We start from the raw sequence: 26511 nt of genomic DNA, 5'->3' as shown, positions 1-26511 counted from the left end.
TTGTCAAGCCAATGGCCCGGCTGGGCGGCTGGGATATCGAGCCGGTTGGCGTCAGCCCTCAGGCCATCGCCACCGCGCTGCGCTGCGCCTTCCACATGAGGAGCAAGATGGCGGCAAGGTTCACCAGGTTCCAGGCGATGCCGTTGAGGAACGCGGCGGCATAGGAGCCGGTGAGGTCGTAGATCCAGCCCGACATCCAGCCGCCGACCGCCATGCCGAAGATGGTCGCCATCATGACGATGCCGACACGCTGGCCGGCTTCTTTCGCCGGCATGTAGTCGCGCACGATGATCGCATAACAAGGCACGATGCCGCCCTGCGACAGGCCGAAGACCAGCGACACGACGTAGAGCGAGGCAAGCCCGTCAAAGGGGATGTAGAACAGCAGCGACAGGCATTGCAGCACCGAGCCGATCAGCAGTGTCTTTACCGCACCGAAGCGATCAGCAAGGAAGCCGGACGCGAGCCGGCTGACCACGCCGGCCGCCAGCATAATCGACAGCATGTCGGCGCCATGCGCCACGCCGTAGCCGAGATCCATGCAATAGGCGACGATATGAACCTGCGGCATCGACATCGCCATGCAGCAGCCGAAACCGGCGATCACCAGCAGCACCTGCAGAGCCGCAGGCGACAGCGAGATCGGCCGGACGGGCCGACTGCCGGGCGAACCAGGCGCGGCTTCGCGGGGCGCGCCACGCCTCAGCATCAGCACCAGCGGCACCATGGTGGCGATGCAGACGACGCCGATCGCGGCATAGGTGAAGCGCCAGCCTTCTTCCTTCATGAGCATCGGCATCACGAACGGCCAGATCGCGCCGGCGAGGTAGTTGCCGGAGGCCGCCGCTGTCACCGCGACGCCACGGCGGCGGCTGAACCAGTGCGAGATATCGGCGATCAGCGGCCCGAAGATCGCCGACGTGCCGACGCCGATCAGCAGCCCTTGGACAAGCGTGAACTGAAGGATCGATGTGGTCAGCGACGCCAAAAGGAAACCGGCGCCGAGCGCGATCGCCGCGATCAGCGCGGGGATCCAGTAGCCCATGCGGTCAATGGCGCGTCCGACCAGGACATTGCCGGCGGCGAAGCCGACCATGGTCGCGGTGTAGGGCACCGAAGCAGCGGCACGATCGACGCCGAATTCCGCCTGCACGGCGGGCAGCACCACGACCACCGCCCACATGCCGACACCGCCGATCGTCGACAGCAGCATCGAAATGCCGAGCCGAGTCCATGCATAGGCGCTGTCGATGCCAGGGCTGCTCGTCTGGCTGGAGACGATTGGGGTCAAGGCGTTTCCTGTCCGCGCTGCTGCACATCGACCGGTTCCGCGCCACTATCGGCGCATTCGCCGCTGCGAGCAGCGCCACGACCAGCAATTCCGTGACGCCAGGAATGCGGCTTCAGCGATTGCGGGAACCCGCCGCACCGCCTGACGTTTCCCGACACGCAAGGAGTTCCTGTCATGACAGCGAAAAGAAAATGGTCGGCCGAAGTGACCGAGCACAGCGATGCGATTGACCTTGAGGAGCACATCTTCGAATCCGATGACGCCAAGAAGATCGCGGACTCGCTCAAGCGATCGGCCGAGCACAGCGACCGCCGCAAGGCCGAGCCGTTCCAGTCCGCCATGTCGATGCTGAATTTCTACATCAACCGCGCCGGCAAGAACCTGCCGCAGGAGCGCCGGAAGGTGCTGGAGGAGGCAAAGGACGAACTGCGCGCCGCGTTTGGGCGCCCAAAACAGGACCAAAGCAGCGACATTGCGAAATCTTCCTTCCGAAGGAAGGGCATTTCGCAGCCGCCACTTGGCCTCTAGCTCTCTGTTTTTACGCAATTCCGGACGGAAAACCGCTATGCACTTTTCCTGGAATTGCTCTAAGTCAAGGATGCCAAAGCGTCAGGCCTGTTCCAGCCAGACCTTCTGCAGATCTATCTGGAATGTTGGGTGGATGGAGTAGTTCTTCACCTTCTCACTCATGTGATTGTAGAGCTTTTGCCAATAGGGCTGGATGATGATCCCCGAGTCCTGAATGATGGCCTCGACCTCCTTCATCACCTCACGGCGTTTTTCGGGGGCGCTCACCGACAGCGCCTCCTGGAGCTTCTTGTCGAACTCCGGATTGGAGTAGCTTGTCTCGTTCCAGGCCTCGCCGGAACGATAGGCCAACGCCAGAACCTGGACTCCAAGCGGGCGCATGTACCAAACCGTCAGGGAGTAAGGATACTTCGTCCAGTCGTTCCAGAAGGTCGAGCCAGGCAGGACTGTGCGCTTGACCTTGATGCCCGCGTCGCGAAGCTGGGCAGCGATCGCATCCCCGGTGCTCTTGTTCCAATCATCGTCCACGGTGATCAGCTCATGCTCGAAATCGGCCTGGCCGGCCTCGGCCATGAGTTTCTTGGCCCCTACCACATCGCGAGCTTTCTGAGGCAGGGGGAAGTATTCGGGATGAATTGGGCTGACATGATGATTTTCGCCCACTGTGCCGCGCCCGGCGTAGCCGAGTTGAAGCACGACGTTGTTGTCGACTGCCATCTGGAGCGCGTTGCGCACCCGCTTGTCGTCGTAGGGCTTTTGCGTGACGTTGGTGCGCGCAACGAGCGTAGTCGCCGTCTGGATCTCTGTTTTCTTGAGTCCAAGCCCGTCCAGGATCTCGACATAGTCCGCCCCGGTTTCATTGTTGAGATCGACCTCTCCCGACTCGAAGGCGTTCACCATTGCGTTTGGATCGGTGCCATAGTCGATGAACTCGACCCCATCGAGCAGCGCCTCTCCACCCCACCACTTGCCGTTCTCGCGCCGCTTGACGACTGCCTTTTGGCCAACATCGTAGGAGACGAGCTCGAATGCACCCGTACCAATCGGTTTTGTGGCCGGGTCGGCGCCATCGGCGTCAAAATTGCGGTGCACGACCAAGGCAGGATAATCGGTAAGGTTGGCGATCAGCGCGATATCCGAAGCGCCGAGCGAGAGCTTGACCGTGTGGTCATCGACCTTGGTAATGCCGCCCTCGCGCGCCTTGCCGGTGTTCTGGTCGATCAGGCTGTTGACGCGTGCCGCCATGGAATTGCCTGACGCCTTCTTGTCGCACCACCGGTTGAAATTGTAGACGACGTCGTCGGCATTGAACGCGTCGCCATTATTCCAGGTTACGCCCTTGCGGACATGGAGCACGTATTCGGTGGCGTCGCCGTTGACTTCCCAACTCTCCAGAAGGATCGGCTCGAAAGTGAATTCGCGGGTGTATTTGACCAGCGGCTCCAGCCAGGTGCGGCTGATATTGGCCATCTCGACCCAATCATAGGTACGCGGGTCTTTCTGTTGCTTCACGACCATGGCAACGCGAAGCGTTCCGCCCTTCTTGCCTTCTTCGGCAAAGGCGGGGACCGGCACAGCCAGGCCGACCATGCTGTAGGCCAGCGCAGTCGATGCGCCGAAGGTGCTGGCCATTGCGAGGAACTCGCGCCGGTCCATAAGGCCCTCGCGAACGTCCTTGGCCATGCTCGTGACTGCTTCCGGAACGCGGGTTCCGCCGCTTCTGAAAAACTTCATTTTGGATCTCCCATTGTTTGTGTTTAACGCATTGCCCAACCAACGTTGAACCCCGGGATATTCCGCCCGGGTCTCGAATCTCAGGACCGTCACTGCACGAAAGCCGCGCCTGGTCGGCCGAGGATCTGGTCTGCCATCTGGCAGTTGGCCGCAGTCTAGATGGATTGGCCGAGCACCCTCCCCTCGTAGATTGCCGCCACAGCTAGCCGCGGCGCCAAGGCGTCGCCGATTACCTTCGGTTGCAATGCGGGTATCTGCTCCGCGAGTTCGTCCAGCACCCATGTGTCCGAGACGTTGGTGGTCGCAAGAACGAGGGTGTCGGCCTTGATCACGGTTTCGGCCCCATCGTGATGGCACCTGACTGTCGCGCAGTCGCCGTGCCATTCCTTGACCACCGTGTCTGTTATCCAATCACCGCCCCCGATCTTCAGCCGAGCTCGCGCAACGCCGTCGCTTTCCGTTCGCTGCAGGTAACGGCCGAGGACCGACCATGCCGTGACAACCGTCACACGGTGTCCGCGCGCTACGATTTCGAGGGCCGTGCCAAGCCCGCGCCAGTCGCCCGTGTCGTCGATGAGAAGGACATGGTCGCCCAGCCGCGCCGTCCTCGTCATCACGTCCTCGACGGACCAGACATTTGGCAAATCCATCCCTGGCAGACGATCCTGCCCTGGCAAGCCGCGCTGGAAGCCTGTCCCGGCAGGTTGCGAACCGGTCGCGATGATAATTTCATCGACGTCGTGCCCGGCGATCTCCGCAGCGTCGAGCGGCGCATTGAGCAGCAGGCGTACGCCCAGCCTGGTCAACTGCTGTTCGTACCAATCGATCAATTCCAATATCTGCGCCCGGCGCGGTTGCATGCCGGCCAGCCTGAACTGTCCGCCGAGTTGCGAGGCGGCTTCTGCGAGCGTCACGCTATGGCCGCGCTCGGCCGCGACGCGAGCCGCTTCAAGTCCGGCCGGTCCGCCTCCCACCACCAGCACGCGCTTCGATGTCGTGGCAGGGATGAAGGTGTCGCCTCCCCATTCGAATTCGCGGCCGGCCGACGGATTGACGAGGCACGAGATCCAGTAGTCCCTCGAGCGTCTTCCCCAGCACATTTGATTGCAGGAGATGCAGCCCCGGACCTCGGTGTCACGACCGCTCGCAACCTTCTTGACCCAGTACGGATCCGCGATCTGGCCTCGCACGATACTGACCATGTCCGCCTGTCGCGATGATATGACCTCATTTGCGTTCTTGGGCGTTCGGATGTGGCTCTCTGCCTGGACGCGTATGTGCTTGCAGACCTCCTTCAGCGCCTGCGCATGAGGCGCGCCGAGTTTGTCGGCGAAGAGAAACGTGGGTATGACTGAGGCGTGGTCGAAATAGCTGCCGGTACCGCAAGTGATGTAGTCGATCAGAGCGCGCGTATCGTGGTACGCGGCGATTTCCTGGAGAAGTGCAGTACCCATCCCGACGTCGACTGAGGTATCGATGCTTGAGGCGAGCCCGATAATGAATTCGTCTCCAGCAGCCGCACGGATGCGCGAGGTGATCTCAGTCGAGAACCGCATCCTGTTCTCGAACGAGCCGCCCCATCGATCGTCGCGGCGGTTTGACCAGGGCAGCCAGAACTGCTCGATGAGCGAGTTGTAGGGCCCGAACAGTTCCACCCCATCGAAGCCACACGCCTTCGCCCGCACCGCCGCGCGAACGAAGCCCTCGATTATCTCCTCGATCTCAGCTTCTCGCATGCGGTGACTGCCGTCGCCGTCGTGATAGGACGGGAGCCCGGAGGGGGACCAGTTCGCGCTGTACGAATTGTCGAAATCCCCATGCTGTCCGACATGATAGAGCTGATGAACCATGACCGCTCCCTCGGCTTTGCATGCCTCGGTAATGGCCTTGAATCCGGGGATTACGGCGTCATCGTCATGGCGGAAATTGCCTCGCGTCAGACGGGCGGTCTGATGAACCGGCATCGGCTCGACCACGATCATGGCTGCGCCCCCTCGGGCACGTTCCCGGTAGTAGCCCAGGTGGCGCGAGCCGGGCAGTCCATCCTCTGCCATGTTCGCGGTGTGCGCACCGAAATTTATGCGATTGCGCAGCGTCTTGTGGCGCAATTGGAGCGGCTCGAGAACCCTATGAAAGGCCGGCTTCGCAGTCATGCTCAATCTGTCCGGACTCGTGGACACAGGTTGGGTATGACTAATATGATAGCGGCGCGTGACACGGGAGGATTGTGATTCCAACTCATTTTTCATAACATTTGAATCGGGAGGCGGATTGGGAGCGCGCGTTGACATCTACGCTAAGGGTGCCAAACCGAACGGCCCTTCCTTACCTTCGCGTCGGCTTGATCCTTTGTCCGAGCTTCACGCTGACGCCGATGGCCAGCTTTGTCGACGCTCTTCGACTTGCCGCGGACAAGCAGGACCATAGCCGCCAGATCTATTTCGCCTGGGACTTCATCTCGGCGGGGCCGTCACCCCTGCGCGCCAGCTGCGGACTGGAAATGACGCCGGCAGGGAACCTGGACGATCCCGAGGTCTACGATTGCATCGCGGTGTGCGGCGGTTTGATACCTGATCTTGCAGGCATTCATCCGGCGACGTTTGAGTATCTTCGTGCCGTGAACGCCCGCGGAATCCCTATTATCGGTCTATGCACAGGCAGCTTCGTCCTGGCACAGGCAGGGCTCCTGGAGCATCGCGAATGCGCATTGCATTTCGATACTTTGGGCGAGTTCTTGAGAAGGTTCCCAAACAGCAATCCCGCGACGAGCCAGAATTATGTCATCGATGGCAACATCATCACATGCCCGGGCAGCATCGTCGCCATCGACATCGCGGCGTTCCTGATCGCGCGATACAGTGATGCGGGCCGGGCCCGGAAAGCACTGAACTACCTCCTCTTCAAACCGGAAGAATCTCGCATCGTCCTCAAGGCGAAGCCATACGAGGAAGCCCTTGGCAGCGCCGCGCGGCTGACGGTGGAGGCCGTGAAGACGATGGAGACCCGCATCGATTCGCCATGTTCGATCGAGGATCTGGCGCTATCGCTGAACGCCACAAAAACACGATTGAACCGCGCCTTCCATGCCGACCTGCAGATGGCCCCTGCAGCGTTCTGGCGACAGATTCGCATGATGGCGGCGCGCGAACTCCTGAACAGTCGACGGCGCAGCGTGACCGAAATCGCCTACGAAACAGGTTTCAGCGACACCGCGCATTTCTGCAGCGCATTCAAGAAGCACTATTCGATGACTCCTCGGGAGTTCAGGCGAATTATGCAGAAAGATGCTGTGGTATCAGGCGAATAGAGTGACGCAGCGACCACTCGGACCTTAGTCTGGCACTGGCGGCGACGGGCGATGCCGGTCCGGGCTCGCGCCTATCTCGACTTGATGACGTCGTCGGTGTTGGCGAGCAGCTTGCGCACCGCGGCGCGCGCCGCATCCGGCCGCTGCAGGCGGATGTTCTTCTCGATTGCCTCGTGCAGCTTCTGCGCATGCTGCAGGTCGTCCAGCTCACGCGTCGTATAGGCGAACAGATGATCGAACGCCGATTCGATCAGCACGCCGAGCGGCACCAGCAGGTCGTTGCCGGAAGCCCTCAATATGGCAAGGTGGAAGCGGGTGTCGGCGCGGGTGCGCTCCTGCAGGCTCGGGGCCTCGCCCATCTCCCGGCAGGCCTGGCTGATCTCGGCCATCTGCTCGTCTGTGCGCCGCATGGCGGCATAGGCGGTCGCCTCCGGCTCGATGATGTGGCGGAATTCCTGCACCGTCTTCAGGAACACTTCGCGGTCGGGCGAGGTCGCGTACCAGGCGAGCACGTCGCGGTCGAGCAGGTTCCAGCGCTCCTTCGGCTCGACCCAGCTGCCGATCTTCGGGCGGGACGCCAGAAGGCTCTTGGCCATCAGCATCTTGATCGCCTCGCGCACCGCCGAGCGGCTGACGTCGAAGGTCTCCGACCATTTGGCTTCATTGGGCAGGATGGTGCCTGGCGGATAGTCGCCGCGCACGATTCGAAGACCGATCTCGCTGGCCAAAGAGGCATGCACGCTGGAGCCCGGAATTCGCGCCGCATCGGCCCGCCGAACGGCAGCCGGACGCTCGGCGGATGCCGTCTTCGCCGGTGTCTTTTCGCTGTTCGGCTTGCCGTCCCGCATGTGTTTCACAAAGTCTGGATTTCGAAAGCTGTCAAGCCGCCGACATGCGCCGGAGCGCAATGCGGGCGGCTGTGCACAGATCAGTCCGGTATCATGCCCCTGCCGGGCCTATTTGACGTATTTGCGCCAGCTATGTTCGGGGCGGAAGCCGAGCATGTCGCGTGCCTTGCGGTTGGAGAGCAGCGTCTCGTATTCGCCGAGTTCAGCCTTGACCGGCACGTTGGAGTAGAAGCGCTGCAAAAGCTCGGCGGTCGGCAGATCGGACGAGGTGTCGTCATTGGCGGCGTTGAACACCTGGTAGCCGAGCCCGTCCTTCTCGACGGCGCGCAAGGTGATCTGGCCAAGGTCGCGCGCGTCGACATAGCTCCAGGCGATCCGCTTGCGGAAGCCCGGATCGGCAAACCATTTCGGGAACAGCGAATATTCATGCGGCTCGATGACGTTGCCGATGCGCAAGGCATAGATGTCGGTGCTGTTGCGCTGCGCGAACGCGCGCGCCGTCTGCTCGTTGACGACCTTGGACAGGGCGTAGCTGTCCATCGGATCGACGTCGTACTCCTCGTCGAGCGGAAAATATTTGGGGTCGCGCGGCTCGTTGGCGAACACCACGCCATAGGTCGTCTCGCTGGAGGCGATCACCACCTTGCGGATGCCGAGCTTCACCGCTGCTTCGATGACATTGTAGGTGCCAAGCGCGTTGATGCGGAACACCTCGTTGTCGGTCGTGATCATGATGCGCGGAATGGCGGCGAAATGCACCACGGCATCGACCGGCTGCGGACGCAGGGACGGGTCAAATTCGTGCAGGCCCATATAGCTGGACAGCGCGTTGAACACCTGGCCGCTGTCGGTGATGTCGGTGATCAAAGTGCGCACCTTGGGATTGTCGAGCGGCTTGGTGTCGATGTTGAGCACCTGGCAGCCATGCTCGACAAGATATTGCACGACATGGCGTCCAGCCTTGCCGCTGCCGCCGGTGAACATGATCCGCTTCGTCATTTTGCTCTCCACATTGCTTGGGGATTATGTGTATTGTCAGACAATATTGCATTCTGCAACCGCATGCGGCAAGAACGACGGCGCCATTATCGATAATTTCAGACAGGACGAAACGACATGAGCACGACCGCCGCCCGCGAGAAGATTGGTTTCATCGGCCTTGGCCTGATGGGGCACGGCATCGCCAAGAACATCGTCGACAAGGGCTATGCGCTGACATTCCTCGGCCGCAAGAACCGCAAGCCGGCGGAGGACCTGCTCGGCCGCGGTGCCAAGGAAGCGGCGACATCGAACGAGGTCGCCGCCGCATCCGACATCGTCTTCATCTGCGTCACCGGATCGCGCGAGGTCGAGGCCATCATACGCGGCCCCGGCGGGCTGAAGGAAGGCCTGAAGAAAGGCTCTGTCGTCGTCGATTGCTCGACGTCGGATCCGGTCTCCACGATAGCCCTTGCCGCCGAGCTCGAGGCGCTTGGCGTCGACTATGTCGACGCGCCGCTCAGCCGCACGCCGAAGGAGGCCTGGGAAGGCACGCTCGACACCATGGTCGGAGCCTCCGACGCGCTCTTCGCCCGCATCAAGCCTGTGTTGGAGACTTGGGCCGGGCGCATCGTCCATATCGGCGGCACCGGCGATGGCCACCGCATGAAATTGCTCAACAATTTCATTTCGCTGGGCTATGCGGCGATCTATTCCGAAGCGCTTGCATTGGCCGAAAAGGTCGGCATCTCGCCGCCGCGTTTCGACAGTGTCATCCGCAACGGCCGCATGGATTGCGGCTTCTACCAGACCTTCATGCGCTGGACGCTGGAAGGCGATCGAGACGCCCATAAATTCACCATCGCCAACGCCTTCAAGGACCTCACCTATCTCGAATCGATGGCGGGCGCTGCCGGCATCGCCAATCCGCTCGGCAACGCCACCAAGAATTCATTCGCCGGCGCCTTCGCCGCCGGGCCAACTGAACAGTTCGTGCCGATGCTGGCGACGCATGTCGCCAAGGTCAACGGCGTCGACCTGATGCCGAGCAAGGACGGCAAGAAGCAGACGATCTGAGGCGCTCTCCTTGAGATCGCGAGCGTGTCACCGCCGCGATCGCCCGATCACCTCGTCGGTGTTGGCGAGCAGCCTGCGCACGGCGTTGCGCGCCGCATCAGGCCGCTGCAGCCGGATGTTCTTTTCGATCGCCTCGTGCAGTTTCTGCGCCAGACGCTGGTCGCTGGTCTCGCGGGTGACGAACACGAACAGGTGGTCGAGCGCCGATTCGATCAGCACGCCGAGTGGCACCAGCAGGTCGTTGCCGGAAGCACGCAGGATGGCAAGGTGGAAGCGCGTGTCGGCGCGCGTGCGCTCCTGCAAATTGGTGGCTTGCCCCATCTCCCGGCAGGCCTGGCTGATCTCCGCCATCTGTTCTTCGCTGCGCCGCATGGCGGCGTAGGCGCTGGCTTCCGGTTCGATGATGTGGCGGAATTCCTGCACGGTGCGCAGGAACAATTCGCGGTCCGGCGCGGTCGCGTACCAGGCGAGAACGTCGCGGTCGAGCAGGTTCCAGCGCTCCTTCGGCTCGACCCAGCTGCCGATCTTGGGCCGCGATGCCAGAAGGCTCTTCGCCATCAGCATCTTGATCGCCTCGCGCACCGCCGAACGGCTGACATTGAAGGTTTCCGACCATTTGGCTTCGTTGGGCAGGATGGTGCCCGGCGGATAGTCGCCACGCACGATCCGAAGACCGATCTCGCTGGCCAGCGAGGCATGCACGCTGGAGCCCGGGTTCCATGCAACATCTGGCCGTCGAACGGCGACAGCGGGAGGGCTCGCTGGAGGGGGGCTGGCTGGCGCCCCTGCCCTGGCGGATCGCTTTCTTGACTTGTTGTCCGGCATCGGCGTTCCGGCATCGGCAGTCTGTCGCTGGGAAACTGTCCGGAATTGTCCGCGCTCGCTTATTTCGTTGCCGAAAAGCAAAACCTGTGGGCGCGTCAAAGCCGGAGCATGCCGCCCCGACAATGCTGCCTTGTCCTTATTCCTGAGGAGTGACGGGGCGCCCGTCGAAGGGCGCCCCAAGATCGAGGCCTACTTCTGAATGCAGGTGTCGACCGTGTCCTTGGTGCATTCGTCGAGACCGGTGAAGACCGGATCGTCGACCTTCTTGCCTTCGATCAGGTCGATCATCACCGATGGCGCCTTGTAGCCCATTTCGAACGGCCGCTGGCCAACCAGTGCGGTGACGAGGCCCTCACGAGCGATCGCCACTTCGTCGCCGATCGTGTCGGCGGCGCCGATGACGAAGGCGTTGCTGGCGATCTTGTCGGCCATCGGCTTGAACAGATCGCGGTAGGGTTGCGGCGCGCCGAACAGCGGCCAGCCGCCCATGATGCCGAAAGCGTCGAGGTCGGGGTTGGCGGCGAGGATGTCGGTCATCGCCTGCACGCCCTTGGCGCCGTCGTCATTGGTGAACACCGGGCAGCCGGCGACTTCCGTCCAGCCACCTTCGCCGGCGAGCGCCGCGAGGCCTTCCTTGCCCGAAAGCGCGTCGCGCATGCCTTGCGCACGGCGCAGGATGTTGTCGGCGGCGGGATTGCCTTCGATTGTGCAGATCTTGCCACCGTTCGGCTTGCCCTTCTTGATGTACTCGCCGATCTTGTGACCCATCAGATAGTTGTCGGTGCCGAGATAGGTCTTGCGCAGCGCCGCATCTTCCTTGGCAAGGTCAGCGTCGATGGTCATGATCGGGATCGACGGATTGGCGCTCTTGATCGTCTGCGCGATCAGTGGCGCGTTGGACGGCGAAATCGCCATCGCCACCGTATCGGCCTTGCTCAGCATGTCCTGGACGATCTGGGCCTCGCCGGCCTCGTCGGAGGTCGACGCCGGGCCAGTGTAGAAGCACTCATATTCCGAGCTGGCGTTTTCCTTGTTCCACTTCTCGCAGCCCTGGTGGATGGCTTCGAAGAACGGATTGTCGAGACCTTTCACGACGATAACGAGCTGTTTCTTGGCCAAAGCCGGCCCGGCGCCCAACGCCATGACGGCGGCAGCGGCGAGCAAAAGTGATTTCCTCATGTCAGTCCTCCCTTGAAACAGACGGGCACGGCGTGCCCGCCACACAGATCAACCCGGACCGAGCGATGACAGAGGGTCGTTTCACGAGCACTCTTGCCGCAAGGCCAGGTCGATAAGCATTTCCAGATGCGGTCCTGGACGGCGCCCCCCAAAAGGGCATTGCCGAGTCCCGGGACCCATAACCTCCGCTGAGCCATCGGGCGAACCGGCCGATGGATCGGCATAATCTCCTCCGACGCTTAGCTAATATCGGCGCGCTGCCAACGTCAATTGCTATTTGTCCTACAAAACGGATTTTTGGAAAAACATGCGTTCAATTCGTCCGACAAATGATTGACGCTTGCATGAGCATTCGCGTAAATGCGTGAAATCGCCGTCCCCGGGAGGAGCTGGGGAGAGCGAAGCCGCGGCGGAGCCGCAGGCTGGAAACATGGGAGGCATGAAGGCTGGTGGCGGTTCTCGAACTCACCAACATCTCGAAGCATTTCGGCGCCATCCAGGCGGTCAACGACGTGTCGCTGTCGATCGAGCCTGGGCAGGTCGTCGGCCTGATGGGCGACAACGGCGCCGGCAAGTCGACGCTGGTCAAGATGATCGCCGGCAATTTCCGCCCGAGCCACGGCACCATGCAGATGGACGGCAAGGAGCTGATCCTGCACAAGCCGGTGGAGGCGCGCCAGCACGGCATCGAGATCGTCCACCAGGACCTGGCGCTGTGCAACAATCTGACCGCCGCCGCCAACGTCTATCTCGGCCGCGAATTGCGCCGCGGCGTCGGACCGTTCCGCATCCTCGACTATGCGGCGATGTACAAGCGCGCCGGTCAGATCTTCGCTGAACTGAAGTCGGAGACCCGACCGCGCGACCTCGTCAAGCAGATGTCAGGCGGCCAGCGGCAAGCGGTGGCGATCGCTCGCACCATGCTGTCTCAGGCCAAGATCGTGCTGATGGACGAGCCGACGGCGGCGATTTCGGTGCGCCAGGTAGCCGAAGTGCTGAACCTGATCCGCCATCTGCGCGACCAGGGCATCGCGGTCGTGCTGATCAGCCACCGTATGCCCGACGTCTTTGACGTTGCCGACCGCGTCATCGTCATGCGGCGCGGCAGGAAGGTCGCCGACAAGACGATCGCGTCGAGTTCGCCCGAGGAAGTCACCGGGCTGATCACCGGCGCCATCGAACAGGTATTGTGAAATTGGTGCATTGGGGATTTCGCAGCTGCGAATGCGCCGGTTTGGCGCTGTCCGCCACCGCCAGGAAAGGTCGATAATGGCAGTCACCCTTGATCAGACGATCGCGCAGAAACAGCACACCTTGCTGTCACGGATATTTGCCAGCCAGACCTTCTGGGTGGTGATCGCCGTCATCCTCGCTTGTCTGTTCCTGTCGTTTGCCACCGATGCCTTCGCCACGCAGAAGAACCTCTACAACATCACCCGCAACATCACCTTCGTCGCCATCATCGCGCTCGGCATGACCTTCGTCATCATCACCGGCGGCATCGACCTGTCGGTCGGCTCGGTGCTTTGCCTATGCTCGATGGTGCTGGCGGTCACCATGCATGCCGGCTACGGCATCGAGGTCGGGATCGCCGTCTCGATCGCGACGGCGCTGATCATCGGCGCCTTCAACGGCATATTGATCGCCTATCTCGGCTTTCCGCCCTTCGTGGTGACGCTCGGCATGCTGTCGATCGCGCGCAGCCTGGCCATGGTCGCCTCCAACAACACGGTCGTCTTCCAGTTCGGACCGGACCACGACAAGCTTCTGGCACTCGGCGGCGGCGCCTGGGTATTCGGCATCGCCAACCCGGTGCTCTACATGATCCTGCTGGCGCTGATCACCGGCTTCACCTTGCGCTGGACCAAGTTTGGCCGCCACATTTTCGCCATCGGTGGCAATGAGCACGCGGCGACGCTTACCGGCGTTCCCGTGCGCCAGATCAAGGTCGCGGTCTATATGATCTCGGCGCTGGCAGCGGGCATCGCCGGCATCATCCAGACCGGCTGGCTGGGCGCCGTCACCACCAATCTCGGCACAGGCATGGAGCTTCAGGTGATCGCCGCCACCGTCATTGGCGGCGCCAATCTTGCCGGCGGTGTCGGCACCGCTTTTGGGGCCATCGTCGGCGCGGCACTGATCGAGGTGATCCGCAACAGCCTTGGCCTGCTCGGCATCAATGCCTTTTGGCAAGGCGTGTTCATCGGCGGCGCCATCCTGCTGGCCGTGCTGTTCGACCGCATCCGCAACTTCAGGCGCAACGATTAGAGCCTGTTCCATCCCGATGGAATCGGGATGGCGCTCTATCTTTTTGTTTGAGCATGATCTTTTCCGAAAACCGGCTCCCACTTTTCGGGATCATGCTCTTGCTCCTGGGCCGTCATTCCCATCCGGCCCTATCGCTCAGTCTGAAAATCCGCCGCCACGAACCAAGGCAGGCTTGACCCGCCGTGCCCGCGCCTTGACGCAGGCACGGCGTCCGCCGCACTATCCCCCTGCAGGCGAAGGGAGGCCAGTCGCCTGCGGGAGGATATACACATGACGGAAGCGATCAGGCTCTACTGGGGCCGGTTCGGACATGTTTCTGTCCTGAATGTCGCCAATGACTTCGTCACCCATGCCCATGTCGAGGCCCATCTCATCATCTGGCTGGAAGGCACGGCAGGCGAGATGACCATCGGCCGCGAGACGGTGCGGCTCGGCCCGACCACCGCGGCCGGCATCAACTCCTTCCAGCCGCACAGCCATGCTCTGTCCCACGACGGCAGGCCGGGCCTGTTCCTTGCCTTCTACATCGATCCCGACTGGGCCCGCCGGCGCCGCGACCTGCCCTCGTCGGCACCGCTGTTCGCACAGGCGGCGATCACGCTGGAGCCGTGGCTGCACCAGGCGGCGGCCAGCCTGCTCGATCACCTCAGCGACAATGAGAGCATCGACGACGTCGCCAACTACGAGATCGAACGCTTTATCGACAGCGTGCTCGACGCCGCCGATGCCTCAGCCCCGCTAGTGTCGCGCGGCCGCGTCAACACCATGCAGGATTTCCGTGTCCGCAAGGCGATCCAGCTGATGAAGGCCAATGTCTGCGAGCGCATCTGCTTCGACGACGTCGCGCGCAGCGTCGGCTTGTCGCGGCCGCATTTCTTCGCCCTGTTCAAGGAACAGACCAATCTGACGCCCAACGTCTACTGGAACACGCTGCGCATGGAGGAAGCGGTGCGGCAATTGCAGTGGTCGGAGGCGCCGCTGATCTCGGTCGCCTGCAATCTCGGCTTCACCACCCAGGGCAATTTCTCGCGCTTCTTCCGCGACCATGTCGGCGTCCCGCCGACGCTCTACCGCGAGGCCGCGCGGGCAGCAGCCTGAACCGGGCGGGGCCCTTTTTCAGACTATTTGATACGCGCTCAAGACGCATTGATAAGCACAGCCGGGCGCACCGCCCTACCCTTGATGCAGATGTGTTCGCAAGGGAACGAGCTTATGGCCAAGGTCACCATATCCAGCGTCATCGACGCGCCAGTCGAAAAGGTCTGGGCGCTAATACGCGACTTCAACGGCCTGCCGAGCTGGCACCCGCGCATGGTCGAAAGCAATATTGAGGACGGCAAGGACGCAAGCGCGATCGGCTGCGTGCGCAATTTCCAGCTCGTCAGCGGCGCTCGCATCCGTGAAAAGCTTCTCGATTTTTCCGAGCAGAATTTCCTCGTCAGCTATTCTATCCTCGAAACGCCGCAGCCGATCACCAACCACAAGGCGACGCTGCAGTTGCGGCGCGTCACCGACGGCGACCGCACCTATGCCGAATGGACGGCGAGCTTCGACGCGGCTCCGGAAGAGGCCGACAAGCTCGCCGAAGGCATGGGCGCCAACGTTTTCCAGGGCGGCTTCAATGCCCTGAAAACCCACTTCGCCGGGCAAAGCTGAATTTGAACTGGGCTGAAACAAGGAGCGTGCCATGGCGCTTACCCTCCAGACGTTCTCGGCGGTGAAGGATGCCAATGCAGCGCTGATGGCCGCCGGCACGCGCTATCTCGGCGGTGGCACGCTGGTCGTGCGCGCGGCGAATGAAGGCGATGTTTCCGTGTCCAGCCTTGTCCGCGTCACGGAACCCTCCCTGTCGGCGATTACCGCTTCCGGTGGCGAGGTGCGGCTCGGCGCCTCGGTTACCATGGCGGCGATTGCCCGCCATCCGGACCTCGCACAGCTTGCACCTGCCGCCCGCGCCGTCGGCGGTCCGGCGATCCGCAACATGGCGACCGTCGGCGGCAATCTGTTCGCGCCGGCGCCCTATGGCGACTTCACCGTCGCGCTGCTTGCGCTGGATGCCATTATTGTCACCGAAGACAGCGAGGTGCCGATCCAGACCTTCCTGGCCGGGCGCGACACCAGCTGCGCCATCGTCACCGGGGTCACCTTCGTTTTGCCCCGCGCGGAGAGCTTCCGCTTTCTCAAAGTGTCGCGGGTCAAGCCGAAAGGGGTTTCGGTGCTGAGCATCGCCACGCATCTGCAACGGACGGCCGACGGCACGGTGACGTCCGTACGGATCGCCCTTGGCTGCATGGCCGACCGGCCGATGCGCGCCAGGGCGGCCGAGAAGGCGCTGCTCGGCTGCCAATTGACGGCCGAGGAGATCGCGCCGGCACTCGCCGTCGCCGGCGAAGGCACGTCGCCGATCACCGATCCGATCGCCAGCGCCTGGTATCGCACGCAAGTCCTGCCGGTCCATCTCGGCCGGCTGCTGCTTGGCTAATCACTGTCGGGGGGCGCGCGCTTGCCCGATGGTTCGGGCAGGCGCGCTGGGAGGAAAAAATGGCAAAGGTCCCGGTTCAATTCACGCTCAACGGCTCGGAAAAGGCCGAATTCGTCGACAGCGGCACGACGCTGCTCCACGCGCTGAGAGATAAGATCGGCGACACCTCGCCGAAAGGCGGTTGCCATCAGGGCACCTGCGGCGCCTGCTCGGTCATCATTGACGGCGAACTCCGGCTCTCTTGCCTGACGCTGGCAGAAACCTGCAATGGCGCCGACATCCGGACGACGTCGGGCCTCGCCGAAGGCGGTGTGTTGCATCCGCTGCAGCGCGCCTTCCTCGACGCCTTCGCCACGCAATGCGGTTTCTGCACGCCGGGCATGATCATGGCCGCCAAGGTGCTGCTCGACCAGACGCCCGATCCCAGCCGCGAGGAGGTGGTCGAGGCCTTGTCGGGCAATATCTGCCGCTGCACCGGCTACGAGCCGATTATCCAGGCGGTGCTGACCGCCGCGCGCGCCAATTCGCAGAACGCGGCCTGAGGGAAGCAAAATGGAACTGCGCAAGAGCTATTTCGCCGATGTCCGCAAGGACGGCCTCAACGAGATCGGCCAGCCCCGGCCGCGGCTCGATTCCCCTGGTCATGTCACCGGCAAGACCGCCTATTTCGCCGATCGCAACTTTCCCGGCATGCTGCATCTGAAGATGGTGCGCAGCCCGCACCACCACGCCCGCATCCGCTCCATCGACACAACGGAGGCCGAGAAGCATCCGGGCGTGGTGAAGATCCTCACCGCCAAGGATGTGCCGCACAATGTCTACACCATCCTGATCCTGATCCAGATCGGCCCCGAGGACGAAACGGTGCTCGCCGACGGCAAGGTGCGCTGGAAGGGCGAGGCCGTGGTGGCGGTGCTGGCCGAGACCGAGCGCGCCGCGCAGGAGGCAGCCGCCAAGGTCAACGTCGACTACGAGGTGCTGCCGGCCGTGTTCGACATGGAGGAGGCGCTGAAACCCGGCGCGCCGATCGTCAACGAGTATCACGGCCAGAACCACTACCTCTACGACAGCGGTGAATGCCGCAAGGTGCGCTTCGGCGATGTCGAGGCTGGCTTCGCCGGCGCCGATCACATCCTCGAACAGAGCTACCAGTCCTCGCCGATCGAGCACGCGCCGACCGAGACGACGGGCTGCGTGGTGGTGCCCGAGAGCAACGACCGCTTCACCTGCTACACCAACACGCAGGCGATGTTCTTCACCCTCGACAACGCTTCGATCATCCTGCAGATGCCGGGCAGCAAATTGCATTTCGTCGGCGGCACGGTCGGCGGTGGTTTCGGCGGCAAGGTCGACGTCATCGTCGAGCCGGTCACCATCCTCGGTGCTAAACTAACCGGACGCCCGGTCTGTTTCATCTACAGTCGCGAGGAAGAGATGCAGATCTCCTCGCCGCGCGCCGCCGAGAAGGTCGTCATCAAGGACGGCGTCATGAAGGATGGCCGCATCGTCGCCCGCAAGGTGACCGGTTACACCGATGCCGGCGCCTATTCGCGCCATTCACCCTATGGCGCGCAGAAGGGCGCCGCCCACTATCCCGGCCCTTATACGATCCCCAACGTCTGGATCGACACCTATTGCGTCTACACCAACCGCACTCCCTCCTCCGCCATGCGCGGCTTCGGCGTCACCATCGGTGACTTCGCGCTGGAGGTGCAGATGGACAAGCTGGCACGGCTGATCGGCATGGATCCGCTCGAATTCCGCTTCATCAACGCCTATCGCGACGGCGACATGAAGGCGCATCGCCAGCCGACCGAGGGCGCTGCGCTGATCGAATGCATGCAGGAAGCCTCGCGCGCCGCCAACTGGCCGGTGGCGGAGAAGTACATGGCCATGTCCTCCTATACGAAGGGAGCTTGAGATGGCGATCAGGCGCGGACGCGGCGTCGCCGCGATCAACTATCCAACCGGCATGAACCTCGGCGGCGACCCGACCCAGGCGTTGGTGCATTCGACGCCGACCGGCAATTTCATGGTAACGCTGTCTTCAGTCGATCTCGGCCAGGGCATGAAGCAGATCATGGCGCAGATCTGCGCCGAGACCATCGGCGTGCCGACCGACCGCGTCATCGTCGACACCGCCGACACCGACACCGGCCCGCACTGCATGGGCACCTTCGCCTCGCGCGGCACCCACCGCGCCGGCAATGCCGTTATCCAGGCCGCCAAGGAAGCCCGCCAGGTGATGCTGGAGGTGGCGGCCGAAGAATTGGAAGTGAACGCCTCGGACCTCGAAACCGATGGCCAGGGCAACATCCTGGTCAAGGGCGCGCCGCAGAAGTCGATCTCGATCTTCGATGTCGCGCTGTCGGCGCACTTCAAGCGCGGCCGCTCGATCTCCGGTCGCGGCATGTTTTTGATCCCGCGCTCCTATCCGGAGAAAGAGACCGGCGCGATGAAGCCGTCGACCTGCTACGCGCATGCCTGCACGGTGGCCGAGGTCGAGGTCGACGACGAGACCGGCGAAGTCACCGTGCTGACAGTCAAGAACATCTTCGAGATCGGCCGCGCACTGAACCCGAAAATGGTCGAGCAGCAGCTGGTCGGTGGTTCGTGGATGGGCATCAGCCACGCGCTCTATGAGACCACCGAGCCCTATTATCCGAACCGCGACCATGGCGGCACAGACTTCAACCAGTATCTGATGCCGGGGCCGGGCGACCTTGCCAAAACCGAGATCATCGTGCTGGAACGGCCGTCGGCCGACGGACCGTTTGGCGCCAAGGGGCCGGGCGAAATGTGCGCCAACCCGCAGATCCCCGCCGTGGCCAACGCCGTCTTCGACGCCGTCGGCGTGCGCATCGACACGCTGCCGATCACGCCGGAGCGCATCCTGCGCGCGCTCAAAGCGCAGGCCGCGGGCTGAGGGTCGAAATGCCTGATCCAAGCGCCGAGACTGTCGCGCCCTCGCCCGAGGCGGTGGCATCGCGGCTCGCCGCCTCGCGTTACCTTGCCGATGACAGCCTTTCGACCGCCATCTTCCTGGCGATCCGGCTGGGCAAGCCGCTGCTGCTCGAAGGCGCACCCGGCGTCGGCAAGACGGAAGCGGCCAAGGCCATCGCCGAACTGCTTGGCCGCGAACTGGTGCGGCTGCAATGCTACGAAGGCATCGACGCCGCGCATGCGCTCTACGAGTGGAACTACCAGCGCCAGTTGCTCGCCATCCGCCACGCCGGCGAGCACGAGATCGACATCTATGACGACCGCTTCCTGATCGCACGACCGCTGCTGCAGGTGCTGCGGGCGCCCGACCAGCGCGTGCTGCTGGTCGATGAGATCGACCGCTCCGACCATGAGTTCGAGGCGCTGCTGCTCGAATTCCTCTCCGATTTCCAGATCAGCATCCCCGAGCGCGGCACCATCCGCGCCTCCACGCAGCCGATCGTCATCCTGACCTCCAACCGCACCCGCGAGCTTGCCGAAGCGCTGCGCCGGCGCTGTGTCTACCACTGGATCGGCTATCCCGACGCCGCGCGCGAGGCCGAGATCATCATGCTGCGCGCCGGCGACGTGGCAGAGGCGACTGCGCAGGCCGTGGCCAACGCCGTGCAGTCGATCCGCGCCCGCCCCTTGGCGAAGCCCCCTGGCATCGCCGAAGCGGTCGAATGGGCCAATGCCGCCACCATCCTCGAAAAGGGCGGCAGCCCGTGGCCCGAAGCCTTCCGCCGCGCCATCGGCGTGCTGATCAAGGACGAGGAGGACCTGTCTGCGATAGCACCGGAGCTTGGCCGAATTGTCGAGGAGGCGCTGGCGTGAGACCCGCCGCGAACTTATCCCGCGCCGCGGAACCCATGCTCGGCTTCGGCCGGTTGCTGCGCCACTGCGGCTTTGCCATCGCGCCGGAGCAGATCTCCAGCTTCATGCAGGCGGTGACGTTGCTCGGGCCGCGCTCGATGGCCGATATTCGCGAGGCAGCATTGGCCACGCTTGCCCCCTCGCCCGACCGCCGCGCCGAATTCGAGGCGCATTTTCGCAGCTATTTCTATGGCGACGTCCGAACTTCGATCGACGGCGAAAACGACGAAGAAACTCGCATCAAGGATGATCGCGGCATGCGCGAGAAGGAGAACCGGACCGCCCGCCAGGAGAAAGGCGGCGAACTTTCCTCGGCGATCGAACGGTTGAGCAGCCGCGACTTCCAGCGTGACAGCGACAGCCTCGCCCCCTTCCGCCGCAAGCTCGCTTCTGCCTTGCCCGCCCGCCGTTCCTTCCGCACCGTACGCACCCGCTCGCACGGCACGCTCGACCTGCGCCGGTCGCTGAGTGAAATCGTCAGCGCCGATGGCGACATCCCCTGGCCGCTGCTGCGCCGCCGCCAGACCGTGCCGCGCAAGCTGCTGCTTTTGATCGATGTCTCCGGCTCGATGAAGCTCCACACCGCGGACTATCTCAAACTGGCGCACGCGGCCGTCCAGGACGCGGGCCGCGCCGAGATCTTCACCTTCGGCACGCGGCTGACCCGCATCACCGGGGCGCTGCGCATCCGCAACCGCGACCAGGCGCTGGCCCGGGCGGCAGCGCAGGTCGACGACTGGGACGGAGGCACCCGCATGGGACCGACGCTGCTCGCCTTCCTCTCGGTGCCGCGCTTTTCCGCTTTTGCGCGCGGGGCAGCGGTGGTTATCCTGTCGGACGCGCTGGAGCGCGGCGACCATGCCGAGCTGGAGACGGCGATGCGCCGGCTGAGCGCCCGCGCCTTCCGGCTTTCGCTGGCGACACCGCTGGCTGGCGATCCGCGCTTTCGGCCGGCGACGGCAGCACTTCGCGCCATCCTGCCGGTGCTCGACGACCTGGTCGATGGCTCGTCAATGAACAGCCTCACCGATTTCATCCTGTCGCTCGCCCGCCCCGCCCCGGCAGCCGCAGCCATCTGGTAGAGGGTTTCGTGATGCAGAAAGCGATCGACGCGCATTTCCACATCTGGCGCCAAAAGGACCTGCCCTGGCTGGTCGGACCGATGGTGCCGCGCATCTTCGGCCCCTACGAGCCGATCCGCCGCGACTATCCGATCGAGGAATTCTTGGCCGACCAGCGGGGCGCCGGCGTTGAAAAGGCTGTATACGTCCAGGCCAACTGGGCGAAGGAAGACTTCGAAAACGAAGTCGCCTTCCTGCAGAAGACAGCGGACGAAACCGGCTGGCCGCATGCCATCGTCGGTTATGCCGACATGACGGTGGACGATGTCCGCCATCAGATCGATCGCCTGATGAAATACCCGCTGCTGCGCGGCGTGCGCATGCAGTTGCACTGGCACGAGACGACGGCCTTCCGCTTCGCCTCATCCGCCGACCAGGTCATCGACCCCAAGGTACGGGCAAATGTGGCGCGGCTGAAAGACTATGGCCTGTCCTTCGATCTGCAGCTTTTCCCGGCACAGATGAAGGACGGGCTGACGCTGGTCGGCGAGAATCCCGAGACCAATTTCATCCTCACCCATGCCGGCATGCTGACCGGCACGGAGCCGGAAGCCACGGAGGCCTGGAAGGCCGGCCTGCGCACTTTGTCCGCCGCGCCCAATTTCTACGCCAAGCTCTCCGGCCTCGGCACCTTCGTCCACCGCAACGACCCGGCGCTGATCGGCTACATCGTCGACAATGCGATCGATATCCTTGGCTCGGAACACCTGATGTTCGGCTCGAACTTTCCGGTCGAGAAACTCTGGACCAGCCACGCCGAACTGATCAAGGCGCACCGCGCAGCAGTAGCGAAACATGGCGCGGGGGCAGAGGCGGATATCTTCTGGAACACGGCGGAGAACGTGTATCGGCCGGTGTAACGCGCCACCTTACCTTCTCCCCTTGTGGGGCCCGAAGGGCGGGCGAGTCACTTCAATCGGGAACCGAGATTTATGTCTGCGCCGGTGCGAAAAATTCGACGTCAATTCTCCTGGGCGTGCCCCGAAACCTCGGCGCCCGCGCCGCGCGGCAGTGCCAGGAAACGGAACGCGGCCACCAGCCCGATCACGCCGATCGCGAGGAAGGCTATACGAAAGTCGACGAGATCGAGTTCCGGTCGGCCTCTCGCGATCTGCGACAAATTGAGGATCGCCGCCGCGACCGCGACGCCGAACAGCATCGCCACCTGCTGCAGCATGCTGGACAGCGTCGCCGCGGAACTGCGATGCGTGGCCGCGATGTCGGCGAAGGCCAGCGTGTTGAGCGCGGTGAACTGCATGGAGCGCGACAGGCCGGCGATCAGCATCAGCGCCACCACCAGCGCTTGCGGCGTCTGCGGCGAGATCGCCGCGCAGGCGATGATCGACAGAGAGGCGACCACGCCGTTGACGACCATCACCGAGCGAAAACCGAAGCGTCTCAGCGTCGGTGTCGTCACCGCCTTCATGCCGAGATTGCCGAGGAAATAGGCGAGGATCATCATACCGGCATCGATCGGGCTGAGGCCGAAGCCGACCTGGAACAGCAGCGGCAATAGGAACGGCGTGGCGTTGATCGCCACCCGGAAGACGGTGCCGGCCGACAGTGTCGAGAGGGCGAAGGTCAGCACCTTGAACGACGCAAGGTCGAGCAGCGGATACGGCGTGCGTAACAGGTGGCGCACAGCCAGCCAGCCGACCAGCATGCCAAGGGCGAGCAGCATGACGGTCGGCAAGACGCCATCTTCCGGATGCGCGATGCGCTCGAGGCCATAGAGCAGGCAGGCGAGCCCCGCCGAAGTCAGGAAAAAGCCCGGCCAGTCGAGCGGCTTTGGGTCGGCTTCGCGGTCGCCGGGAACGAAGCGGGCGACCAGCACCAGGCCGGCCAGCCCAAGCGGAATGTTGATGAAGAAGTTCCAGTGCCAGGAGAGCGCAGTGGTGATGAAGCCACCGAGCACCGGCCCGACCACCGGTGCAAACAGCGCCGGCCAGGTGATCAGCGCGGTGGCGTTGAGCAATTCCGATTTGGAGGCGTTGCGCAGCACCAGGATGCGGCCGACCGGCGTCATCAATGCACTGCCGAGGCCCTGCACCGCGCGCGCAGCGACGAATTCGGCCAAATTCTCCGAGAAGCCGCAGGCGATCGAGGCCAGCGTGAACAGCGCTATCGCCACAAGGAAGATGTTGCGCGCCCCGAAACGGTCTGCCAGCCAGCCGGACAACGGCACGAACACCGCCATGGTCAGCATGTAGACGGTGATGCCGATGCTCATCGCCACCGCCGGCACGCCGAAGCTGGCTCCCATCTGCGGCAGCGAGGTCGAGATGATCGTCGAATCCAGCAGCTGCATGAAGAAGGCGATGGCGACGATCAGCGCCACGCGCCGCGAATTCGTGGCCGTTCTTGGCGAAACTTCACTCTCGGGGATGGCAGTCATGACGAACCGGTTTGAACAGCATTTGGCCGACTGCGTCCAGATATTGACTAACAAACTTTCGTGTCGCCTCGCCGCCTGCTATGCATGAAGGGGGCTCCCCGGGGACTACGCACGCATGAAGCCCATCTATATCGACTACCTCAACGCCCTCGACATCGAGGCGCTTGCCATGACCGATGCCGAAATCATCGGCGCGGTCGAGGCCGGGCTTGTCGCCCAGGGTAACGGCCAGACGGTGATCGAGCCGCGTGTCCATCTCGAGCCCGACCCGTCCTTCCATGGCCATTTCAATGTTCTGCGCGGCTACGTTGCGCCGCTCGACGCGGCCGGCGTAAAGATCGTCGGCGACTATGTCGACAACTACAAGCACGGCCTGCCCTCGGAGTTCGGCATCCTGAACCTCTTCGATCCGCGCACCGGTACGCCGCGCGCGATCCTGGACGCCACCGTCATCACCGACATGCGCACCGGCGCGATCACCGCCATCGGCGCGAAACATCTGGCGAAGAAGACATCGAAGGTGCTCGCCCATATCGGCGCACGCGGCACCGCCTACTGGAATGTGCGCCTGCTCGATCATCTCTTCGATTTCAACGAGATCCGCGTCCATTCGCGCCGGCCCGAAAGCCGCGACGGCTTTGCCGCCAAACTGGCCGCCGACCTTGGCAAGCCGGTCACGGCGGTGGCCGACTGGAAGACCTGCGTGGAAGGTGCCGACATCGTCGTCGAGGCCTCGCGGCTGCCGGAACCGCAGCCGCTGCTCAAGACCGAATGGATCAAGCGTGGCGCGCTGGTCGTACCCTACGGCACGATGAGCGCAGTGGAGCTGTCGCTGACCGACATCATGCAGAAGATCGTCGTCGACGACTGGGGCCAGTGCAAGGCCGGCAAGTTCGGTTCGCTGCGCGCCCATGTCGAGACGGGAAGGCTGAGCGTGCAGACGCTGCATGCCGAACTCGGCCAGATCGCCGCCGGGCTGAAAGCCGGACGCCAGAGCGACGGCGAGACGATCCTGTTCTGGCATCGCGGCCTGTCGCTCTCCGACATAGCACTCGGCAAGGCGATGTTGGCCAAGGCCCAGGCGCAAGGCATCGGCCAAAGGTTGCGTTTCGCATGAGCCCGCTCGTTCTCACCGGCGCCGGCGTCAGCATCGAGGACGTCGCATCCGTCGCCCGCGAGGGATGTAAGGTGGAAGTCACGCCCACCGTCCTGGAGCGGCTGGTCAAGGCGCGCAAGGTGCTCGATGACGCAGCGGCCGCCGGCCAGCAGATCTACGGTCTCAACACCGGGCTCGGCGCCAATCTCGGTACGTCGGTCAGCGGCGACGCCAGCGCCTTCCAGCGCCAGCTCCTCGATGGCCGCAGCGGTGCGGTCGGCGAGCCTTTGCCCTTCGAAACCGTGCGCGCCGTCATGTTTGCCCGGGTGGCGATGCTTGCGGCGGGCGGCTCCGGCCTGTCGCCGCATGTTTTCGTGGCCTTGCTCGACGCGCTCAATGCCGGTGTTCATCCGGTCATGCCGTCGCTGGCTTCGATCGGCGCCGGCGATCTGGTGCTCATGGCAGCACTCGGCCGCATGCTGATCGGCGAAGGCGAAGCCGACTATCAGGGCCGACGCATGCCCTCGGCCAAGGCGCTGATGATGGCGCGCCTCGCCCCCGTCAGCCTGGCGCCCAAGGACGGGCTGTCGCTGATCAATGCCTCGGCCGTCTCCACCGGCAGCAGCGCGCTGGCGCTCACCGACGCGCTCTCCGCCTTCGCGCAACAGCAGCAGGCCGGCGCTCTGACTATGGAAGGCATCGGCGCCAACCACACCATCCTCGATCCGCGCCTGCATCTGGCACGGCCTGCCGCCTGCCAGCAGCTGGCGGCAAAGGGCCTGCGCGAACTGCTTGCCCGCCACGAGCCCCCCACGCCGACGACCTTGCAGGATCCACTGTCGATCCGCTGCATGCCGTCGATCCACGGCGCGTTGATCCAGGCGATCGATCACGCGCGGCTGGCGACCGAGATCGAGCTCAATTCGGCTGCCGACAATCCGCTGGTGCTGGGCGAAGACGAATTTGTGCTGTCGACCGGCAATTTCCACACCGCGTCGCTGGCATTGGCCTTCGAGACGCTGGGCCTGGCGATCGCTCAAAGTGCGGCGGCCTGCGCCGCCCGCTTCATCCAGCTTACCGGCTCGGGCCGCAACGGCCTGCCCAAATATCTCTCGCCGCTCGGCGGCGCCTCGGCCGGCTTCGTGCCGTTGCAAAAGACGGTGGCGGCGATCCTGGCCGCCATCCGTCACAAGGCCAATCCGGTGATGCTGGACTTTCTGCCTGTGTCGGAAGGCGTCGAGGACCATGCCACGCAAACTCTGCTGGCCGTTTCGAAATGCGCCGACATGATCGCGCTGTGGCGGCGGTTGATTGCCTTCGAACTGATGGCCGCCGCACAGGCGATAGACCTGCGCGATGGGCTGACGTTGGCGCCGGCCACCGGCGTGATCCATGCGGCGGTGCGCGCGCACGTGCCGAAACTCACCGAAGACAGGCCGCTCGGCGTCGAGGCCGAGGCGCTCTACGCCGCGCTCGCCAAGGGCGGCTGGCAGGCGTAACTGCGGCCAGTGAGCCGAACCACGGCGG

General features: G+C 63.6%; 23 protein-coding genes and 1 pseudogene. 16 read left to right on the top strand and 8 right to left on the bottom strand.

The window, feature by feature from the left end; genetic code table 11:
* Nucleotides 1–58 precede the first annotated feature (58 nt).
* Entirely contained in the window at nucleotides 59–1291 is a 1233-nt protein-coding gene (locus AC1RUK_RS06245) for an MFS transporter (protein WP_481836332.1), read from the bottom strand.
* Between the two features lie 174 nt (nucleotides 1292–1465).
* On the opposite strand from AC1RUK_RS06245, the pseudogene AC1RUK_RS06240 reads away from it, so the two are divergent.
* Nucleotides 1466–1747 (top strand): annotated as a pseudogene (locus tag AC1RUK_RS06240) (DUF3175 domain-containing protein); the annotation flags it as partial.
* Between the two features lie 153 nt (nucleotides 1748–1900).
* On the opposite strand, the gene AC1RUK_RS06235 reads toward AC1RUK_RS06240, so the two are convergent.
* Both AC1RUK_RS06235 and AC1RUK_RS06230 read right to left on the bottom strand, forming a co-directional pair.
* Nucleotides 1901–3553, bottom strand: coding sequence for an ABC transporter substrate-binding protein (locus tag AC1RUK_RS06235; RefSeq protein WP_481836333.1), 1653 nt, complete (start codon nucleotides 3551–3553; stop codon nucleotides 1901–1903).
* 155 nt (nucleotides 3554–3708) lie between these two features.
* Nucleotides 3709–5706: an oxidoreductase gene (locus tag AC1RUK_RS06230; RefSeq protein WP_481836334.1), complete on the bottom strand. Its 1998-nt coding sequence runs from the start codon at nucleotides 5704–5706 to the stop codon at nucleotides 3709–3711.
* Nucleotides 5707–5927: 221 nt separating this feature from the next.
* Between AC1RUK_RS06230 and AC1RUK_RS06225 the strand changes: the two genes are divergently transcribed.
* On the top strand, nucleotides 5928–6860 hold the full coding sequence (locus tag AC1RUK_RS06225) for a GlxA family transcriptional regulator (RefSeq protein WP_481836335.1): 933 nt from the start codon (nucleotides 5928–5930) through the stop codon (nucleotides 6858–6860).
* 71 nt (nucleotides 6861–6931) lie between these two features.
* Here AC1RUK_RS06225 and AC1RUK_RS06220 read toward each other — a convergent pair whose 3' ends face one another.
* Both AC1RUK_RS06220 and AC1RUK_RS06215 read right to left on the bottom strand, forming a co-directional pair.
* Complete coding sequence (locus AC1RUK_RS06220) at nucleotides 6932–7708, bottom strand: FadR/GntR family transcriptional regulator (RefSeq protein ID WP_436173924.1); 777 nt, start codon at nucleotides 7706–7708, stop codon at nucleotides 6932–6934.
* 108 nt (nucleotides 7709–7816) lie between these two features.
* Nucleotides 7817–8707, bottom strand: a complete 891-nt coding sequence (locus AC1RUK_RS06215; protein ID WP_481836336.1) for an NAD-dependent epimerase/dehydratase family protein — start codon at nucleotides 8705–8707, stop codon at nucleotides 7817–7819.
* A 117-nt stretch (nucleotides 8708–8824) separates the two neighbouring features.
* Here AC1RUK_RS06215 and AC1RUK_RS06210 point away from each other — a divergent pair, with 117 nt between their 5' ends.
* Complete coding sequence (locus AC1RUK_RS06210) at nucleotides 8825–9763, top strand: NAD(P)-dependent oxidoreductase (protein ID WP_481836337.1); 939 nt, start codon at nucleotides 8825–8827, stop codon at nucleotides 9761–9763.
* 27 nt (nucleotides 9764–9790) lie between these two features.
* Here the strand turns inward: AC1RUK_RS06210 and AC1RUK_RS06205 are convergent, their stop codons facing one another.
* Both AC1RUK_RS06205 and AC1RUK_RS06200 read right to left on the bottom strand, forming a co-directional pair.
* Complete coding sequence (locus AC1RUK_RS06205; protein WP_481836338.1) at nucleotides 9791–10588, bottom strand: FadR/GntR family transcriptional regulator; 798 nt, start codon at nucleotides 10586–10588, stop codon at nucleotides 9791–9793.
* Between the two features lie 189 nt (nucleotides 10589–10777).
* Entirely contained in the window at nucleotides 10778–11767 is a 990-nt protein-coding gene (locus AC1RUK_RS06200) for a sugar-binding protein (RefSeq protein ID WP_481836339.1), read from the bottom strand.
* 449 nt (nucleotides 11768–12216) lie between these two features.
* Here AC1RUK_RS06200 and AC1RUK_RS06195 point away from each other — a divergent pair, with 449 nt between their 5' ends.
* From AC1RUK_RS06195 to AC1RUK_RS06145, 11 genes are all read left to right on the top strand, one after another.
* Entirely contained in the window at nucleotides 12217–12960 is a 744-nt protein-coding gene (locus tag AC1RUK_RS06195) for an ATP-binding cassette domain-containing protein (protein WP_006202797.1), read from the top strand.
* Between the two features lie 76 nt (nucleotides 12961–13036).
* On the top strand, nucleotides 13037–14035 hold the full coding sequence (locus AC1RUK_RS06190; RefSeq protein ID WP_436172580.1) for an ABC transporter permease: 999 nt from the start codon (nucleotides 13037–13039) through the stop codon (nucleotides 14033–14035).
* Nucleotides 14036–14305: 270 nt separating this feature from the next.
* On the top strand, nucleotides 14306–15133 hold the full coding sequence (locus tag AC1RUK_RS06185) for a helix-turn-helix domain-containing protein (protein ID WP_481836340.1): 828 nt from the start codon (nucleotides 14306–14308) through the stop codon (nucleotides 15131–15133).
* Nucleotides 15134–15247: 114 nt separating this feature from the next.
* On the top strand, nucleotides 15248–15691 hold the full coding sequence (locus tag AC1RUK_RS06180) for an SRPBCC family protein (RefSeq protein WP_481836341.1): 444 nt from the start codon (nucleotides 15248–15250) through the stop codon (nucleotides 15689–15691).
* A 31-nt stretch (nucleotides 15692–15722) separates the two neighbouring features.
* The gene (locus AC1RUK_RS06175) at nucleotides 15723–16517 is read left to right on the top strand and encodes an FAD binding domain-containing protein (RefSeq protein WP_481836342.1); all 795 of its coding nucleotides are present in this window, start codon (nucleotides 15723–15725) and stop codon (nucleotides 16515–16517) included.
* A 59-nt stretch (nucleotides 16518–16576) separates the two neighbouring features.
* Nucleotides 16577–17059 (top strand): (2Fe-2S)-binding protein, encoded by a 483-nt coding sequence (locus tag AC1RUK_RS06170; protein WP_481836343.1) that lies wholly within the window; start codon nucleotides 16577–16579, stop codon nucleotides 17057–17059.
* Nucleotides 17060–17069: 10 nt separating this feature from the next.
* Entirely contained in the window at nucleotides 17070–18437 is a 1368-nt protein-coding gene (locus AC1RUK_RS06165) for a xanthine dehydrogenase family protein molybdopterin-binding subunit (RefSeq protein ID WP_481836344.1), read from the top strand.
* A 1-nt stretch (nucleotide 18438) separates the two neighbouring features.
* On the top strand, nucleotides 18439–19443 hold the full coding sequence (locus AC1RUK_RS06160; RefSeq protein WP_481836345.1) for a xanthine dehydrogenase family protein molybdopterin-binding subunit: 1005 nt from the start codon (nucleotides 18439–18441) through the stop codon (nucleotides 19441–19443).
* Between the two features lie 8 nt (nucleotides 19444–19451).
* Nucleotides 19452–20333, top strand: a complete 882-nt coding sequence (locus tag AC1RUK_RS06155; RefSeq protein WP_481836346.1) for an AAA family ATPase — start codon at nucleotides 19452–19454, stop codon at nucleotides 20331–20333.
* Nucleotides 20334–20368: 35 nt separating this feature from the next.
* Nucleotides 20369–21454: a vWA domain-containing protein gene (locus AC1RUK_RS06150; RefSeq protein WP_481839562.1), complete on the top strand. Its 1086-nt coding sequence runs from the start codon at nucleotides 20369–20371 to the stop codon at nucleotides 21452–21454.
* An 11-nt stretch (nucleotides 21455–21465) separates the two neighbouring features.
* Nucleotides 21466–22353: an amidohydrolase family protein gene (locus tag AC1RUK_RS06145; RefSeq protein WP_481839563.1), complete on the top strand. Its 888-nt coding sequence runs from the start codon at nucleotides 21466–21468 to the stop codon at nucleotides 22351–22353.
* A 101-nt stretch (nucleotides 22354–22454) separates the two neighbouring features.
* On the opposite strand, the gene AC1RUK_RS06140 is transcribed toward AC1RUK_RS06145, so the two are convergent.
* Nucleotides 22455–23888 (bottom strand): DHA2 family efflux MFS transporter permease subunit, encoded by a 1434-nt coding sequence (locus tag AC1RUK_RS06140; protein WP_481836347.1) that lies wholly within the window; start codon nucleotides 23886–23888, stop codon nucleotides 22455–22457.
* A 115-nt stretch (nucleotides 23889–24003) separates the two neighbouring features.
* Between AC1RUK_RS06140 and AC1RUK_RS06135 the strand changes: the two genes are divergently transcribed.
* Together AC1RUK_RS06135 and AC1RUK_RS06130 are read left to right on the top strand one after the other, a co-directional pair.
* The gene (locus AC1RUK_RS06135; protein WP_481836348.1) at nucleotides 24004–25005 is read left to right on the top strand and encodes an ornithine cyclodeaminase family protein; all 1002 of its coding nucleotides are present in this window, start codon (nucleotides 24004–24006) and stop codon (nucleotides 25003–25005) included.
* Entirely contained in the window at nucleotides 25002–26483 is a 1482-nt protein-coding gene (locus AC1RUK_RS06130) for an HAL/PAL/TAL family ammonia-lyase (protein ID WP_481836349.1), read from the top strand. The genes AC1RUK_RS06135 and AC1RUK_RS06130 overlap by 4 nt, the downstream gene beginning before the upstream one ends.
* The last annotated feature ends 28 nt before the right edge of the window (nucleotides 26484–26511 follow it).

Source organism: Mesorhizobium monacense (assembly GCF_056781675.1).
The sequence above is the reverse complement of the archived record's forward strand: the minus strand, read 5'-3'. Positions and strand labels throughout refer to the sequence as shown.